Below are 15,141 nucleotides of genomic sequence, written 5' to 3'. Positions count from 1 at the left end.
GCGGGATCGGCGTCTTCCGCGGCATCCCGTCCGCGCGCCCGCCGGTGGGCGCGCTGCGCTTCGCCGCGCCGCGACCGCCCGAACCCTGGGACGGTACCCGCCCCGCCACAGCACTGGCCCGCCTTCACCGCTTCGCAGCGCCTTACCCACGTCCTGGACACCACCCCCGCCACCATCACGTATCCGAACGAACTCTCCCGGGCCCTCTGGGCAAACCACACCTTCGCCCCGCTTCCGCTGACCACCTGACACTTGGCCCCTGACCTCCGGGCCGGCACGAAACTCACCCCCAGCCCCCTGAGCCGCACGGGATGGACGCGACCTTCCGCTTCCCAAGGCCGCGTCCATCCCGTCCCGGGGCGCCGGCGCGCAGCAACAGCGGGATCGCCGGCGCCACGTGAACGCCGCGCACCGCCCCGGCGACGTCCTCTCACTAAGGCCGCACCTATCCCCAGGCCGCGGCCGGACATGGAGGGGCGCGGGTGGCCGCGTCAGCCTGCGGCGTCCTATTGCTAAGGCTGCGTCCGTCCCCTCCTCCAGACCGCGCCCGCGGCGGGATTCTGGAGGGGACGGATGGCCGCGCGTCGGCCCTTCGATGTCCTAGAGCCTGTTTACGATTGCTGGGCGTGTTGGATTTTGGGAGGGGTGCCGCAGGTGAGTGGCGTGGACGTGCTTGTGAGGATTCGGGAGATCTGCCTGTCACTGCCGGAGGCGACCGAGAAGCCGTTCGGCGGTCATAGTGCGCCCTCCTTCCGGGTTCGCGACAAGTTGTTCGTGATGACGAGCGAGGACGGCCTCTCGATGACGTTCAAGGCCGGTGCCGGTGTGCAGGAGGCTCTGGTGGCGGAGGAGCCCGAGCGCTTCTTCGTTCCGAAGTACGTGGGGAGCAAGGGGTGGGTGGGGGCACGCCTCGACGTCGACCACGACTGGGGTGAGATGGCCGAGCTCATCGAGGACGGCTACCGCCTGATCGCGCCGAAGCGTCTGGTCGCTCTCCTCGACCAGTCCTGATCCGGCGGGTGGTCAGCGGGGGCGGCGTTTCAGGGTCGCGAGGCGGGCGGCGATCCGGTCCATGGTGGCGTTGTCGGGGTTCCAGCCACGGTGGAGCAGCGCGGTCATGAGAGCCCCCAGGTAGGGGGCCGGGCGGGGGAGGAAATCCTTGGTGACGGGGATGATCTCCCAGCGCGCCTCCTTCGCCAGCCAGCGGCGCCGCGCCGTGTCGTGGGCGCGGGCCCGGGCGCCCGTGTGGTGCTGTTCGCCGTCGTATTCGAGGCCGACTCGGAACTCCGGGTAGCCGAGGTCGATGTAGAGCGGTTGGCCTCGCGGGCCCTCCACCGGCACCTGGGTGCGCGGGCGGGGGAAGCCGGTGTCCACGATGGCGACGCGGATCCATGTCTCGCCAGGGGAGGCCGCGCCGCGGTCGGCGAGGCGGATGATCTCCCGCAGCCGGGTGTTGCCGCGGTAGCCGGGCAGAGTCCGGGCCATCGCGGTGATCTCCCCACCGGCGGTGCCGCGCCGGAGGAACTGGTCGAGCGCGGCGACCGCTTCGCGGCGGGGAAGCCAGCGGGCGCAGTCCAGTGCCGTGCGGGTCGGTGAGGTGAGGCGGACATCGGATTCCTCCTGGACGTGGTCGGGCGGCAGTTGGACGGTGTCGGCACTGATCGCACCGGACGTTCTGGGAGTGATGAGTTCGACGCCCCAGTCGGCCTCGTTCACTCCCGGGGGTAAGACGTCCAGCCCCCAGATCCAGGCGGCGGTACGGCGGGCCACGACGGCCTCATGCGGGAGTAGGCTGCTCAGGGCCGCCGCCCGCGCGGTGAGGGAGTCGCCCTCGCCGGGCACGAAATAGACGCCGGGGCCCACGGGCACGATCGAGTCGGCGGACGTGCGTTTCCAGGTGAGGCTCAGACCGTTCATCGGGATTCCTCCGCTCCGGCCCCCGCCCGAGGCGGCGGAGGTCATGAAGCGAGGATGCCCCGGGCGGGCATGGCGGCGGGGGCTGCCGGGAAATTGTGGATAACCCCGCGTCAGCAATTAGGAGGAAACGGCATTGGCCGCCCATTTCGCAATGCGTTCGATCAGGTCCGGGGTGGCGGCCACCTCGGCGTGGCCGAACGCCGGCTCTATCCACAGTTCCTTGGGCTCGGACGCCGCCCTGTACAGCTGGTGGGCATGGTCGAGGGGGAAGAACGCGTCCGCGTCGCCGTGCACGACCAGCAGCGGGGCCGGCGCTATCCGTCCGGCGATCTCGTGGGGTGCCGCCGGGACGGGGTCCCAGCCTCCCGAGGCGATGCGGGTGCCGCGCGCCAGCCGGACCGCGAGGCGGCCCAGGCGGCGTTCGATCACCCAGTGGACCCGCCGCATCGGCACCGTCCCGCGGTAGTACCAGCGGGCCGGCGCGCTGACGGAGACCACCGCGTCGACGCCGCCGTGCAGGGCCGCGTGCCGGACGGCGACCGCGCCGCCCAGGGAGAACCCGGTGACGACGATGCGCCGGTAGCCGCGGCGGCGGGCCGCCGCGACCGCCGCGTCGACGTCGAGGACCTCCCGGTCGCCGACCGTGGAGTGCCCGCCCGACCGTCCGTGGCCGCGGAGGTCGAGGGCGACGACGCCGCCGCGGGCGTTGAGGGCGCCGGCGATCCTGCGGAGGACGGGCTGCCGCCACGAGCAGGTGAACCCGTGCGCCAGGACGAAGCACACGTCGCCATCGCCGCGCAGGTGGCCTGCGTCGATCCGGACGCCGTCGGCGGTGAACAGCGTGAGAGGTTCCGGTGTCGTCACGTCCTCCATGATCCGTCACGCGGCGGCGCGTCCCCGATCCGGCCTGGCGGGGCTGAACCGGCGGGTTGCTGGGTAGGTAGCGGAACGTGTCTCCAGGGTTGCGGGATCGGCGGGCTCGGGTTTCGGGCTGGCGGGTATGGACGGCGAAGACCGCGCGCTGCGGGTGACGGCCCGCGCGGACGGACCGGTGGACGGCCCTGGGGCGCCCCGGTCGCATCGGCGCGAGGCCGACGACTACGCGTCCCAGGTGATGGTGTCGTCCGCGCGCGCCCACGAGCGGGCCGCGGCGCTGCTGGAGGGGATGGCCGCCGCCCATCCGGAGGAGGCCGAACTGCATCTGCAGTCGGCCGCACGGCACCGCCGCTGGGCGGCGAACGACCGCGAGCTGGCGCGCAGGTACGCACCGGGAGGCGGCGACCCGGACGGCGGGTAGGCGGCCTCACACCAAGCGTCGCGGTCCTCCTCCGGCGGGCCGCGTCCTCCCCGGGTGGCCCGCGTCCTATTCGGGTGGGCCGCGTCCTCCTCGGGCGGGCCGCGTCCTATTCGTGTGGGGCCGCGTCCTCCTCGGGCGGGCCGCGTCCTATTCGTGTGGGGCCGCGTCCTCCTCGGGCGGGCCGCGTCCTATTCGTGTGGGGCCGCGTCCCCCTCGGGCGGGCCGCGCCTCCTCGGGCGGGCCGCGTCCTTCTCGGTGGGTCGCGCCCTGCTCCGTGGGGCACGGTGGGGGTGTGTAAGGATCGCGTTACACGGATCTAGGGAGGTCGTTGTGCGGATCGGTGTTCTGCTCAATGAGCGCAACGGCGCGGACGCGCTCGGCAAGCTGGCGGACGACGTGCGGCGCGCCGCCGACGACGGGTTCTCGTCGGCCTGGATGTCGCAGATCTTCGGCGTGGACGCGCTCATGGCGCTCGCCGTGGCGGGACGGGAGGTCCCGGGGATCGAACTGGGCACCGCGGTCGTCCCGACCTATCCGCGCCACCCCGCCGTCCTGGCGCAGCAGGCGCGGACGGCGGCCCTCTCCCTGGAGGGACGGTTGACGCTCGGCATCGGCCTCTCCCACAAGGTCGTCATCGAGGACATGTACGGGTACGACTACGGCCGCCCCCTCCGGCACATGGACGAGTACCTCTCGGTGCTGCTCCCTTTGCTGAACGGGGAGAACGCGTCGTTCAAGGGCGAGACGCTGCAGGGCAACATCGGGTTGAGCGTCCCCAACGAGGGGCGCGTGCCGGTACTGCTGGCCGCGCTCGGCCCGAAGATGCTGAAGCTGGCGGCGGAGAGGGCGGACGGGACGGTCCTGTGGATGACGGGTCCCGTCACCGTCCGGGACCATGTCGCGCCCACCATCACGGCGGCGGCCAAGGCGGCCGGACGCGACGCCCCGCGGGTGGTCTGCACCCTGCCCATGTGCGTCACTAGCGACCCGGACGGTGCGCGCGAGCAGGCTGCGAGGACGTTCGAGATCTACGGAAGCCTGCCGTCCTACCGGGCGATGATGGACCGGGAGGGCGTCGACGGACCCGCCGGCCTCGCCGTCGTCGGGGACGAGGACACGGTCGAGGCCAAGCTGGCGGAGCTGGCCGAGGCGGGCGTCACCGACTTCGTAGCCGCCCAGTACGTGACGGGCGAGGACCGCGAGCGCACCCGGCGGTTCCTCACGTCCGTGGCGGCGCGGTGAGCTCGATGAGCTCGTAGAGGTTGCCGCTGGAGTCGGAGAAGTACAGGCCGCGCCCGCCGAGCGGGTGGGCCTCGTCCACGCGCCCGCTGTCGGCGTGGGCAGGCTCGTCGCCGTAGGGGATCTCGCGGGCGTCGAGGCGGTCGACGACCGTGTCGAACGTGCCGGTGTCCACGTCGAAGGCCAGGTGGTGGCCCTGCGGGTGCGCGACCGTCAGGAAGTCGAGGGTGAGGCCCTCGTTCACGCGGATCGGGACGAAGTGCCGCGCGTGCGGGTGCGCGCCCGTGTACTCCAGGCCCATCGCGCCGGCGAAGAAGCGGGCGGCCTCGTCGTTGTCGGCGGCGGTCACGATGGTGTGGTTCAGGCTGATCGTCATTCGGCGGTTCCCTCCTTGAGTGCGCCGTGCAGGAAGACCTCCAGGTACTCCTGCATGGACGGGCTGGACGGGGCGGGCCCGGCGGGCGGGCGGGCGCGGGTGAACGCCAGGCCCATGAACAGGCTCGCGGTCTGCTCGGGGGGCAGCCGCAGCCGGTCGCGTTCGGGCTCGAACAGCTCCGCGATGGCGTCACGGGTGCGGCTCATCGCGGCCTCGCGGCCGACGTCGCCCCCCGCGCCCCCGCCGCCAGGGCCGTCGCCCGCGCGCGCACCGCGCTCGGGCCGCGCCCCCGCAGAACCGCCACCTCCGGGATCACCGCCCGGCCCACCGCCCCCGAGGTCACCGCTCGACCCACCGCCTCCGGGGTCACCGCCCGGCCCACCGCCCCCGAGGTCACCGCTCGACCCACCGCCTCCGGGGTCGCCGCCCGGCCCACCGCCCCCGAGGTCACCGCTCGACCCACCGCCTCCGGGGTCGCCGCTCGGCCCACCGCCCCCGAGGTCGCCGGTCGGCTCGTCGCGGTCGGGGTCGCCGGTCGGCCCGCCGCGCCCGGGGTCGGGGCTCGGGGCGCCGCCTCGGGGGGCGCCGGGGGCGGGCAGGGGGCGGCCGGGGCGGCCGGTGGCGTGCAGGGCGCCGATGACCAGGCCCATGCGGGCGAGGTAGGCCTCGATCGCGGCGCTCGCCTCAGTGAGCCGGGCGGGCAGCGGCTGGTCGAGCGGGATCGCCTCGATCTCCGCGAGGACGTGGTCGGGGCGCAGCGCCTCGGCGACGCACGCGTCCAGCAGCTCGTCCTTGTCGGCGAAGACGCGGAAGATCGTCGCCTCGCCGATGCCGGCGGCGCGGGCGATCTGCCCGGTGGTCACGGCCGTGCCGTGCTCGGCGACGAGCGGCAGCGCGGTCCGCACGATCATCTCCCGGCGCTGCCGCGGGCTCATTCCCGGCGCGCGGCGCCGGCTCCTGCTCTCCATGCCGTCCACGCTACGGAGTGAGCGCTCACTCCGTCAAGATCGAAGTGAGTCCTCACTCCGGAGGATCCGGACAGATACGGATTCGGCGGCTGATACCGTTGCGGTGCTGCGCGCCAAGGAGCGAAGTCCGGTGAAAACCCGGCGCTGTCCCGCAACTGTGGTGCCCCTCTCGAAGTGGCCGAGCCAGGTCGCCTCCTTCGCGCGCCGACGATTATCGACCTCGTGGAAGGGCGATCCGTCCTGAGCGGGCCGCGGCTTCCCAGGCAACCTGGAGGCTCCTGTGAGACCCGTACGTACTCTCGGCGCGGTGATGGCGATCGGTGTCGCCCTGGTCACGGCCGCATGCGGCGGTGACGGCGGCCAGAGCGCCGGGGACGGGGCGGCCGGCGCGAAGACCGTCGTCGTCCAGGCGGCGAACGGCGCGGTCACCGTTCCGGCCCGGCCGAAGCGGATCATCTCGCTCTCCCCCACCCACACCGAGACGCTGTTCGCCATCGGCGCCGGCCCGCAGGTGGTCGCGGTCAGCGACTACTCGAACTACCCGGCGGACGCGCCGCGCACGAAGCTGTCCGGCTTCAAGCCGAACGCCGAGGCGATCATCGCCTACAAGCCGGACCTCGTCGTCGTGTCCGACGACCTGAACGGCGTCGTCAAGGCGCTGGAGAAGGTGAAGATCCCCGTCCTGCTGGAGCCGGCCGCGGCCAAGCTGGACGACGCCTACGACGAGATCAACGACCTCGGCCAGGCCACCGGCCACGCCGCCGAGGCCAGGAAGCTCACCGACGGCATGAAGGCGGAGATCGAGAAGACGGTCGCCGCGTCGTCCAAGGCCGCGTCGGCGAAGAAGCTGACGTACTACCACGAGCTCGACAACCAGCTGCACTCGGTGACGTCCAAGACGTTCGTCGGCCAGGTGTACGGCATGTTCGGCCTCGCGAACGTCGCGGACAAGGCCGACGGGGCCACCGGCGGCTACCCGCAGCTCTCCCGCGAGTACCTGCTCAAGCAGGACCCCGACCTCGTCTTCCTCGCCGACACCAAGTGCTGCGGCCAGAACGCGGCGGCGCTGGCCGAGCGCCCCGGCTGGTCCGACCTGGACGCGGTGAAGAACAAGAACGTGGTCGAGCTCGACGACGACATCGCCTCCCGCTGGGGGCCCCGCCTGCCCGAGTTCGTCAAGGCGATCGGCGACGCCGTCCAGAAGGTGCAGTGACCCTCGCCTCCCGGGACGCGCGCCCATGACCGGCACACGCCCGCGCCCCCCGGCGCGGAAGCGGGCGGCACCGGCCCAGGCCAGGCTGCGGCCGCTGCCGCTCGCGGTGGCGGCCGCCCTGCTCGCGGCGGCCCTGCTGGCCGGGGTGCTGGTCGGCGCCGCCGGCCTGCCCGTCGCCGGGGTCCTGAAGGCGCTCGCCGACAGGATCCCGTTCGTGCACGTCGACTCCGGCTTCGGGGTGATCGACGAGAACGTGCTGTTCGAGCTGCGGGTGCCGCGCGCCCTGATGGCGGCGCTGGTCGGCGGGATGCTCGCCATGGCCGGCGCCGGGTACCAGGGCGTGTTCCGCAACCCGCTCGCCGACCCGTACCTGCTGGGCGCGGCGGCGGGAGCGGGGGTCGGGGCGACGCTGGTGATCGTCCTGGTGCCCGGCGATCCCGGCTACGGCGTCCCGCTGGCCGCCTTCGCCGGCGCGATCTGCGGCGTCCTCCTGGCCTACGCGCTCGGCCGGACGGCGGGACGCAACGGAGCCGCGACGCTGGTCCTGGCCGGTGTGGCGGTGTCGTCGTTCCTCGCCGCGGTGCAGACGTTCCTCCAGCAGATGAACGCCGAGGAGCTGCAGCGGATCTTCTCCTGGATCCTCGGCGGCGTCGGCTCGGCGGACTGGCACCAGCTGGCCCTGGTCGCCCCGTACGCGCTCGTCTCCACCGTCGTCCTGCTGGCGCACGGCCGGCTGCTGGACGTGCTGAGCGTCGGCGACGAGGAGGCGGCGAGCCTCGGGCTGTCGGCGCCGCGGGTGCGGCTGACCGTGCTGGTCGCGGCGTCGCTGGCGACGGCGTCGGCGGTGGCGGTGAGCGGCCTGATCGGCTTCGTCGGCATCGTCGTGCCGCACATCGTGCGGCGGCTGGCCGGCGGCTCCTACCGCGTGGTGCTGCCGCTGTCGCTGCTCGGCGGAGCGGCGTTCCTGGAGGTGGTGGACCTGGTGGCGCGGACGGTGATCAGCCCCGCGGAGCTCCCGCTCGGCGTGGTGACGGCGTTCATCGGCGGGCCGTTCTTCGTGGCGGTCCTGCGCGCGTCCCGCAGGCAGGTGGAGACATGACGGTCAGGGTGCGGGACCTGGACGTCTCGCTCGGCGGCCGGCCGGTGCTGGCGGGCGTGTCGCTGGACGTCCCGGCCGGGTCGTGGACGGCGGTCATCGGCCCGAACGGCGCCGGGAAGTCGACGCTGCTGCGCGCGGTCCTCGGGCTCGTGCCCTCGCACGGCGGGATCAGCGTGGCGGGCGCGGACCTCCAGCGGCTCAAGCCGAGGCAGCGGGCCCGCACGGTCGCCTATGCCGCGCAGGCCCCGAACCTCCCCGTCGGCATGACCGTCTTCGACTACACCCTTCTCGGACGTTCCCCCTATATCCCGCATCTCGGGCGGGAGAGCGCCCGGGACCGCGCCATCGTCGAGGAGGTCCTCGCCCGCCTCGACCTCACCGGCTTCGCGGCGCGCCCGCTCGACCACCTCTCCGGCGGCGAGCGGCAGCGGGTCGTGCTGGCCCGCGCCCTCGCGCAGCAGACCTCGGTGCTGCTGCTGGACGAGCCGACGACCGCGCTCGACATCGGCCACCAGCAGCAGGTGCTGGAACTGGTCGACCAGCTGCGGCTGTCCGACGAGCTGACCGTGGTGACCACCATCCACGACCTGACCCTCGCCGGGCAGTACGCCGACGCCCTCGTCCTGATCTCCGGCGGGCGGGTCGCCGCCGCGGGGACGCCCGGGGAGGTCCTCACCCGCGCCGTCGTCGAGAGGCACTTCGACGCGCGCGTCCACGTCGCCCCCGGCCCGGGCGGCCGGCCGGTCCTGTCCCTGGAGCGCCCGTGAACCTGGACCGCCCGTCGAAACTGGAGACCGTGTGAACCTGGAGACCGTGTGGCGCGAGGAGGACGGGAAGCGCCTCGCCGCGACGGTGTGGCGGGCGGGCGCCGGGCACCGGATGATCTCGTCCGCGATGCTGGGCGGCGGCATCGGCCCGGCCGGGTGGGTGCTGAACGCGCAGGTCGCGGGCGCCTACGCGCGCACGGACCCGGTCGTCCACCTGACCGAGCTCGCCGCGGCGTACGGCCTGCACGGGCCCGGTGTCGGGATGCTCACCGCCGCCTCCGTCTCCCGCACGATGCGGCGGGACGACGAGGGCGTGCGCGTGTCGGCGACGGTCGGGCTGCGCGTCCCGACCTGGGCGGCGTCCCCCGCCGGCGCCCGCGACCCGGAACTGGCCCCGCTGGACGCCTGGACGCCCGGCACCATCAACATCGTCGTCGCCGTGCCCGTCCCGCTGAGCGACGCGGCCCTGGTGAACGCGGTGATCACCGCGACGGAGGCCAAGACGCAGGCGCTCCTGGAGGCGGGCTTCCCGTGCACGGGCACCGCGTCCGACGCCCTCTGCGTCGCGGCCGCCGCCGAGGGCGCGCGGGAGATCTTCGCGGGGCCCCGCTCGGTGTGGGGCGCGCGGATCGCCCGCGCCGTCCACGCGGCCGTCCACGCCGGAGCCGTCGATTACGTCCGCTACCTGGAGGGCCGCGGCTAGCACCGGCCGCCGTACCACCCCGGTGCGGTACGGCGGCCGGTTTCAGGGCCAGTGCAGTGTGGGGGGGTTGGGCCTCACCTCCTACCTGTGCGTCACTCCGCCGGCATGACCCTCAGCCGGCGTAGGGAAGGCGATGTCCGTTGCGGTCTCGATGTCCGTTGCGGTCTTGATGTCCGTTGCGGTCTTGATGTTCATCGCGGTCGGGATAGGCGTTGCGGTCGGGATAGGCGTTGCGGTCCGGATAGGCGTTCCGGTCCGGGTATCCGTTCCGGCTCAGCGGGCCGAGGCGCGGGTCGGTGGCGAGCGGGTCGGCCCCGTCCAGCAGGGAGCCGCCGGGCGCCCCGGTCATCGGGGCCAGTGTGTGCAGCCCGGTCGGCGGCTCCCGGTCGGCGGCCGGGCGGGGCCCGGTGTCGTGGCGGTCGCCGAGCGCGGTGAGCGCGTCGACGCGCCGGCGCGCCCGGTCGGCCTCGGCGCGGGCGGCGTCGCGTTCGGCGGTGAGCGCCCGCACCGCCGCGTACAGCTCGTCGGCCGCGCGGGCCAGCTCCCAGTTGCGCTGCTCCAGCTCGCTGGCCCGCGCCTGGATCTGGTCGCGGGCGGCGACGGCCTGCCCGCGTTTGGCCTCGGCGTCGCGGACGGCGGAGCGCAGGTCCTCGGCGGTGCGCTCGGCGGCGGCGGCCTCGACCCGCTGCCCCTCGACCAGCGTCTCGGCCTGCGAGACCCGCCCGTGCAGGGCGACGAGCTCGGACCGCGCGCTCTCCAGGGACGCCAGCAGCTCCCCCTCGCGGGACGCGACGCGGTCGCGGTCGCGTTCGGCGGCGAGCCGGGCCGCGCGCGCCGCCTCGGCCTCGTCCCCGGCCTCCGCCGACTCCTGCCGGGCCGCGTCGCGTTCGGCGGTGAGCCGCTCGGCCGTGCCGCGGGCGGACGCGGCCTCCTGCTCGGCGGCCTCCGCGCGGGCGCGCGCGGTCGCCGTCTCCCGCCACGCCAGCTCGGCCTGCCGCTGCGAGGCGTCGCGCTCGCGCTGCGCGATCGCGATGTGCCCGGCGGCGTCGGCGCGGGCGTCGGCGATCCGCCGCTCGACGCCGGCGACGCTCAGCTCCGACACCAGCGAACCGGCGAGCCGGTCGGCGACGCCCTCCAGCCGGTCGACCATCTCCCACGCCCAGGCGACCTGCCCGGTGAGCCCCGGGGACTCCAGCCCCCGCTCGCGCGCCTCCCGCGCGGCCCGCTCGCACGCGCCGCCGCCGTCCTGGCAGTAGCGGACGGTGCGGGCGCCGCGCACCGGCTGCGGCACGGGCCGTCCGCAGCCGGCGCACGGCCAGACCGCGACCGGGTCGCCGAGGCGTGCGATCCCGGCGCGGTCGTCGTCGCCGGCCGCGGGTTCGCCGGGGCCGCCGCCGGACGCGGCCGCCCCCTCGGCGTAGGCGGCCGGGTCGGTGATGACGGGAAGGTCGGTCTTCGTCGGAGCGGCGGAGGTCGGTGCGACGTCGTCGAGCGGGGCGACCTTCTGGTCTTCCATGTGCCGTTGTACGCACGGGGCACCGGAGGCGTTCGACGGTTCCGGCGGCGAGTTTCGACCGGTGCGCCGCGCGGGGGTCAGCCCGAGCGTTCCCCCAGGTAGTCCTCCCGGACGCGGCGCCTGCTGAGCTTGCCGGACGGGGTGCGCGGCAGCGACGCGCGGAACTCGATCCGGCGGGGGTGCTTGAGCTTGGCCAGCCGCGGCCCGCAGAACGCCAGCAGGTCGGCGGCCAGCCCGTCACCCGCCGCGGCGCCCTCGGCCGGTTCGACGAGGGCGACGACGCGCTGCCCCCAGTCCTCGTCCGGGACGCCGATCGCGACGGCGTCGCCCACCGCCGGATGCTGCAGCAGCACGGCCTCGATCTCGGCCGGGTAGATGTTGACGCCGCCGGAGATGATGAGGTCGGTGCGCCGGTCGCTCATGTAGAGCCAGCCGTCGGCGTCGAGGTGGCCGAGGTCGCCGGGCGTGTAGAAGTCGCCGTGCATGGACGCGGCGGTCTTGTCCGGGTCGTCGTGGTACTCGAAGCCGGGCTGCCCGCTCGCGTAGATCAGTCCGGTCTCCCCCGGCGGCAGCTCCGCGCCCTCCGGGTCGAGGATCTTGAGCTGGACGCCCTCGACGGCGCGCCCGACCGTCCCCGGGTGGGCGAGCCACTCGTGCGGGGTGGCGACCACGACCGGGCCGCTCTCGGTGGAGCCGTAGTACTCGTAGAGGACGGGCCCCCACCAGTCCATCATCCGCTGCTTGGTCTCCGGCGGGATGGGCGCGGCGGTGTGGAACACCTGCCGCAGCGACGACACGTCGTACTCCGCCCGGACGTCGTCCGGCAGCCCGAGCATGCGGTGGAACATGGTCGGCACCATCAGCGAGTTGGTGACGCGGTGCCGCTGGATCAGCTCCAAAGTCCGCTCTGGAGTGAAATGGCCGGAGATGACGACGGCGTGGCCGAGGCTGAGCGACATCAGCGCGTGGACGCACGGCGCCGAGTGGTACAGCGGGCCGGCGACGAGATGCACCTCGTCGTCGCCGGGTCCGAGGCCCAGGTGCTTCATCAGCGTGCCCCGCATGACCTCGAACAGCATCTCGGGCGGGATGTCCAGCAGCGGCCGCCGGACGCCCTTCGGCCGTCCCGTCGTCCCGGACGTGTAGAGCATGACCGAGCCCATCTGCCGCTTGGCGGGCGGATCGGCGCTGCCCGCGGCGCACAGCCCGGCCATCGGGCGGTACCCCTCGGCCGGGTCGGCGCTCACCCGCCCCTGCGCGGGGATCCCGGCCTCGTCGGCGGCGGCCGACACCGCGGCGGCGAACTCGCTCTCGGTGATGACGGCCTTGGCGCCGGAGTCGGCGAGGATGTAGCCGATCTCGGGCGTGGTCAGGTGGCGGCTCGCGGGGACGAGGTAGAGCCCCGACTGCATGGCGGCCAGCATCGCGGTGAGGAACTCGCGGCGGTTGCCGAGGACGGTGGCCAGCACGTCGCCGGGGCCGAGGCCGATGTCGCCGAGCGCGTGCGAGAGGCGGTTCACCTCGGCGTGCAGCTCGCCGTAGGTCACCGGTCCGCCCGCGGCCAGGACGGCGGGGCGGTCCGGGTCGTTCCGTGCGATCTCGTAGAAGCCGACACCCTCGACACCCATACGGCATCTCCTCTGTCCGGGACTGATGGGCCGGCGACTCTGGGGATCCCATGGCCGGGCGGCCGTGGGATCCATCTGACCCGCCTTGCTGGCGCTACGTCAAGAGACTGCGGGCCGCTGCCGGCAGACGCCTGCGAGGGCGGCGCGGGCCATGGTGTGCAGGAGGTCGCCCATCGCGCCGCGGTCCAGGCCGGCGGCGCTGCGCGGGGTGGAGTTGAGCAGGCCGAAGCAGGCGTGGACGGCGGCGCGCGTCCGGTCGTCCGGCAGGCCGGGGGCCAGCCGGCGCAGGACGGCGACCCATTCCTCCACGTAGGCGCGCTGCAGCCGGCGGACGCGGTGCCGCTGCGGTTCCGGCACGTTGTCCAGCTCCCGCTCGTGCACGGTGATCAGCGCGGGGTTGTCGAGCGCGAACGCGATGTGCCAGGCCAGCAGCGCGTCGAGGGCGCGGGCGGGGTCGGCGTCGGCGGCGCGGCGGACGCCCTCGGCGAGCAGCCGCTCGCTGATGTCGAGGAGCATCTCGGCGAGCACGGCCTCCTTGCCGCTGAAGTGCCGGTACAGGGCGGGCCCGGTGAGCCCGACCGCGCGGCCGAGGTCGCCGATGGACGCCCCGTGGTAGCCGCGGCGCGCGAACAACTCGGCGGCGGCGCCGAGGATCTCGGCGCGGCGCGGGTTCGGCGGGCCGGCGAGTCGTCCGGCCCGTTGGGAGGTCATGGGAGGCAGTCTAGACTAAGGTTGTTAATAACCGTTAACATCGGCCTGCACGAGCATTGTTAATGATCGTTAACCCGGAAGAGGGGGCATGGGCGGACCCGAGATCGGCACCCGCGCCGACGTCGCGGGCGAGGCGTTCAAGGCGAGCGCCGCGCACAACGAGGCCCTGGTCGCGGAGCTGCGCGACCGGGTCGACCGGGCGGGGCGCGGCGGGTCGCAGCGGTCCCGCGAGCGGCATGTCGCGCGCGGCAAGCTGCTCCCCCGCGACCGGGTCGACACGCTGCTCGACCCCGGCTCGCCCTTCCTGGAACTGTCGCCGCTGGCCGCGGAGGGCATGTACGGGGACGAGGCGCCGGGCGCCGGGATCATCACCGGGGTCGGCCGCGTCTCCGGCCGCGAGTGCGTGGTCGTCGCCAACGACGCCACCGTCAAGGGCGGGACGTACTACCCCGTCACGGTGAAGAAGCACCTGCGGGCGCAGGAGGTGGCGCTGCAGAACCGGCTCCCGTGCCTCTACCTGGTCGACTCGGGCGGCGCGTTCCTGCCCCGCCAGGACGAGGTGTTCCCCGACCGGGAGCACTTCGGCCGCATCTTCTACAACCAGGCCACGATGTCGGCGCGGGGCATCCCGCAGATCGCGGCGGTGCTGGGCTCGTGCACGGCCGGCGGCGCGTACGTCCCGGCGATGAGCGACGAGGCCGTCATCGTGCGCGGCCAGGGGACGATCTTCCTCGGCGGGCCGCCGCTGGTGAAGGCCGCGACCGGCGAGGTCGTGACGGCCGAGGAGCTGGGCGGCGGCGAGCTGCACTCCCGGACGTCCGGGGTGACCGACCATCTCGCCGAGGACGACGCGCACGCGCTGCGGATCGTCCGCGACATCGTCTCCACGCTGGGCCCGCGCGAGCCGCGCCCGTGGGACGTGGCGCCGGCCCGGGAGCCCTCCGCCGACCCGTCCGAGCTGTACGGGATCGTCCCGCCCGACTCGCGCACCCCCTACGACGTGCGCGAGGTCATCGCCCGGATCGTGGACGGCAGCCGCTTCCAGGAGTTCAAGAGGGAGTACGGCGCCACGCTCGTCACCGGGTTCGCCCGCGTCCACGGGCACCCGGTCGGGATCGTCGCCAACAACGGCATCCTGTTCGGCGAGTCGGCGCAGAAGGGCGCGCACTTCATCGAGTTGTGCGACCGGCGCAGCGTCCCGCTGGTGTTCCTGCAGAACATCACCGGGTTCATGGTCGGCCGCGAGTACGAGGCGGGCGGCATCGCCAAGCACGGCGCGAAGATGGTCACCGCCGTCGCGTGCGCCCGCGTCCCCAAGTTCACCGTCGTCATCGGCGGCTCGTTCGGCGCCGGCAACTACGCGATGTGCGGCCGGGCGTACTCGCCGCGCTTCCTGTGGATGTGGCCGAACGCCCGCATCTCGGTCATGGGCGGCGAGCAGGCCGCGAGCGTCCTCGCGACCGTCCGCCGCGACCAGATGGAGGCGCGCGGCGAGGAGTGGCCGGCCGCCGACGAGGAAGGGTTCAAGGCGCCGATCCGCGAGCAGTACGAGGCACAGGGCAACCCGTACTACTCGACGGCGCGGCTGTGGGACGACGGAGTGATCGACCCGCTCGACACCAGGCGCGTGCTGGGGCTCGGGCTGTCGGTGGCCGCCAACGCACCGCTGGAGCCGGTCGGCTACGGCGTCTTCCGGATGTGAGGGTG

At 74.0% G+C, this 15,141-nt stretch carries 16 protein-coding genes; 9 read left to right on the top strand and 7 right to left on the bottom strand.

Going from position 1 to position 15,141, the window contains the following annotated elements:
* Positions 1-5 precede the first annotated feature (5 nt).
* A complete protein-coding gene (locus ABZ806_RS03510; protein WP_500215200.1) occupies positions 6-263 on the top strand; it encodes a carboxylesterase family protein in 258 nt (85 codons plus the stop codon).
* A 400-nt stretch (positions 264-663) separates the two neighbouring features.
* Positions 664-1,011, top strand: a complete 348-nt coding sequence (locus tag ABZ806_RS03505) for an MmcQ/YjbR family DNA-binding protein (RefSeq protein ID WP_500215042.1) — start codon at positions 664-666, stop codon at positions 1,009-1,011.
* 12 nt (positions 1,012-1,023) lie between these two features.
* Here the strand turns inward: ABZ806_RS03505 and ABZ806_RS03500 are convergent, their stop codons facing one another.
* Both ABZ806_RS03500 and ABZ806_RS03495 read right to left on the bottom strand, forming a co-directional pair.
* The gene (locus ABZ806_RS03500; RefSeq protein ID WP_500215041.1) at positions 1,024-1,917 is read right to left on the bottom strand and encodes a type IV toxin-antitoxin system AbiEi family antitoxin; all 894 of its coding nucleotides are present in this window, start codon (positions 1,915-1,917) and stop codon (positions 1,024-1,026) included.
* A 117-nt stretch (positions 1,918-2,034) separates the two neighbouring features.
* Positions 2,035-2,790, bottom strand: coding sequence for an alpha/beta hydrolase (locus ABZ806_RS03495; protein ID WP_500215040.1), 756 nt, complete (start codon positions 2,788-2,790; stop codon positions 2,035-2,037).
* A gap of 127 nt (positions 2,791-2,917) precedes the next feature.
* On the opposite strand from ABZ806_RS03495, the gene ABZ806_RS03490 reads away from it, so the two are divergent.
* Complete coding sequence (locus ABZ806_RS03490) at positions 2,918-3,214, top strand: hypothetical protein (RefSeq protein ID WP_500215039.1); 297 nt, start codon at positions 2,918-2,920, stop codon at positions 3,212-3,214.
* 330 nt (positions 3,215-3,544) lie between these two features.
* Positions 3,545-4,456 (top strand): LLM class F420-dependent oxidoreductase, encoded by a 912-nt coding sequence (locus ABZ806_RS03485; protein WP_500215038.1) that lies wholly within the window; start codon positions 3,545-3,547, stop codon positions 4,454-4,456.
* On the opposite strand, the gene ABZ806_RS03480 is transcribed toward ABZ806_RS03485, so the two are convergent.
* Entirely contained in the window at positions 4,434-4,829 is a 396-nt protein-coding gene (locus tag ABZ806_RS03480; protein WP_500215037.1) for a VOC family protein, read from the bottom strand. The genes ABZ806_RS03485 and ABZ806_RS03480 overlap by 23 nt on opposite strands.
* The gene (locus ABZ806_RS03475; RefSeq protein ID WP_500215036.1) at positions 4,826-5,797 is read right to left on the bottom strand and encodes a TetR/AcrR family transcriptional regulator; all 972 of its coding nucleotides are present in this window, start codon (positions 5,795-5,797) and stop codon (positions 4,826-4,828) included. The genes ABZ806_RS03480 and ABZ806_RS03475 overlap by 4 nt, the downstream gene beginning before the upstream one ends.
* 310 nt (positions 5,798-6,107) lie before the next feature.
* On the opposite strand from ABZ806_RS03475, the gene ABZ806_RS03470 reads away from it, so the two are divergent.
* The 4 genes from ABZ806_RS03470 to ABZ806_RS03455 are packed head-to-tail and all read left to right on the top strand — an operon-like array spanning position 6,108 to position 9,579.
* Entirely contained in the window at positions 6,108-7,010 is a 903-nt protein-coding gene (locus ABZ806_RS03470; RefSeq protein ID WP_500215199.1) for an ABC transporter substrate-binding protein, read from the top strand.
* Positions 7,011-7,035: 25 nt separating this feature from the next.
* Positions 7,036-8,109: a FecCD family ABC transporter permease gene (locus ABZ806_RS03465; protein ID WP_500215035.1), complete on the top strand. Its 1,074-nt coding sequence runs from the start codon at positions 7,036-7,038 to the stop codon at positions 8,107-8,109.
* The gene (locus ABZ806_RS03460; protein WP_500215034.1) at positions 8,106-8,876 is read left to right on the top strand and encodes an ABC transporter ATP-binding protein; all 771 of its coding nucleotides are present in this window, start codon (positions 8,106-8,108) and stop codon (positions 8,874-8,876) included. The genes ABZ806_RS03465 and ABZ806_RS03460 overlap by 4 nt, the downstream gene beginning before the upstream one ends.
* A gap of 31 nt (positions 8,877-8,907) precedes the next feature.
* A complete protein-coding gene (locus tag ABZ806_RS03455) occupies positions 8,908-9,579 on the top strand; it encodes an adenosylcobinamide amidohydrolase (protein WP_500215033.1) in 672 nt (223 codons plus the stop codon).
* Positions 9,580-9,691: 112 nt separating this feature from the next.
* Here ABZ806_RS03455 and ABZ806_RS03450 read toward each other — a convergent pair whose 3' ends face one another.
* The 3 genes from ABZ806_RS03450 to ABZ806_RS03440 form a co-directional block, all read right to left on the bottom strand.
* On the bottom strand, positions 9,692-11,095 hold the full coding sequence (locus ABZ806_RS03450) for a chromosome segregation ATPase (RefSeq protein ID WP_500215032.1): 1,404 nt from the start codon (positions 11,093-11,095) through the stop codon (positions 9,692-9,694).
* A 77-nt stretch (positions 11,096-11,172) separates the two neighbouring features.
* Positions 11,173-12,723, bottom strand: coding sequence for an AMP-binding protein (locus tag ABZ806_RS03445; RefSeq protein WP_500215031.1), 1,551 nt, complete (start codon positions 12,721-12,723; stop codon positions 11,173-11,175).
* Positions 12,724-12,822: 99 nt separating this feature from the next.
* Positions 12,823-13,434 carry an SACE_7040 family transcriptional regulator gene (locus ABZ806_RS03440; RefSeq protein WP_500215030.1) on the bottom strand — a complete coding sequence of 204 codons (612 nt, stop codon included), beginning with the start codon at positions 13,432-13,434 and terminating at the stop codon, positions 12,823-12,825.
* An 88-nt stretch (positions 13,435-13,522) separates the two neighbouring features.
* Here ABZ806_RS03440 and ABZ806_RS03435 point away from each other — a divergent pair, with 88 nt between their 5' ends.
* Positions 13,523-15,136: a carboxyl transferase domain-containing protein gene (locus ABZ806_RS03435; RefSeq protein ID WP_500215029.1), complete on the top strand. Its 1,614-nt coding sequence runs from the start codon at positions 13,523-13,525 to the stop codon at positions 15,134-15,136.
* Positions 15,137-15,141 lie beyond the last annotated feature (5 nt).

Origin of the sequence: Spirillospora sp. NPDC047418 (genome assembly GCF_040643275.1) — a bacterium.
In the GTDB taxonomy this organism is placed as follows: domain Bacteria; phylum Actinomycetota; class Actinomycetes; order Streptosporangiales; family Streptosporangiaceae; genus Spirillospora.
This window is presented reverse-complemented; position numbering and strand designations above follow the sequence as displayed.

Coding starts and splice junctions, on each gene's coding strand:
- ABZ806_RS03500 (WP_500215041.1), bottom strand. CDS start 1,917: ATGAACGGTCTGAGCCTCACCTGGAAACGCACGTCCGCCGACTCGATC.
- ABZ806_RS03495 (WP_500215040.1), bottom strand. CDS start 2,790: ATGGAGGACGTGACGACACCGGAACCTCTCACGCTGTTCACCGCCGAC.
- ABZ806_RS03490 (WP_500215039.1), top strand. CDS start 2,918: ATGGACGGCGAAGACCGCGCGCTGCGGGTGACGGCCCGCGCGGACGGA.
- ABZ806_RS03480 (WP_500215037.1), bottom strand. CDS start 4,829: ATGACGATCAGCCTGAACCACACCATCGTGACCGCCGCCGACAACGAC.
- ABZ806_RS03475 (WP_500215036.1), bottom strand. CDS start 5,797: ATGGAGAGCAGGAGCCGGCGCCGCGCGCCGGGAATGAGCCCGCGGCAG.
- ABZ806_RS03470 (WP_500215199.1), top strand. CDS start 6,108: ATGGCGATCGGTGTCGCCCTGGTCACGGCCGCATGCGGCGGTGACGGC.
- ABZ806_RS03465 (WP_500215035.1), top strand. CDS start 7,036: ATGACCGGCACACGCCCGCGCCCCCCGGCGCGGAAGCGGGCGGCACCG.
- ABZ806_RS03460 (WP_500215034.1), top strand. CDS start 8,106: ATGACGGTCAGGGTGCGGGACCTGGACGTCTCGCTCGGCGGCCGGCCG.
- ABZ806_RS03450 (WP_500215032.1), bottom strand. CDS start 11,095: ATGGAAGACCAGAAGGTCGCCCCGCTCGACGACGTCGCACCGACCTCC.
- ABZ806_RS03445 (WP_500215031.1), bottom strand. CDS start 12,723: ATGGGTGTCGAGGGTGTCGGCTTCTACGAGATCGCACGGAACGACCCG.
- ABZ806_RS03440 (WP_500215030.1), bottom strand. CDS start 13,434: ATGACCTCCCAACGGGCCGGACGACTCGCCGGCCCGCCGAACCCGCGC.
- ABZ806_RS03435 (WP_500215029.1), top strand. CDS start 13,523: ATGGGCGGACCCGAGATCGGCACCCGCGCCGACGTCGCGGGCGAGGCG.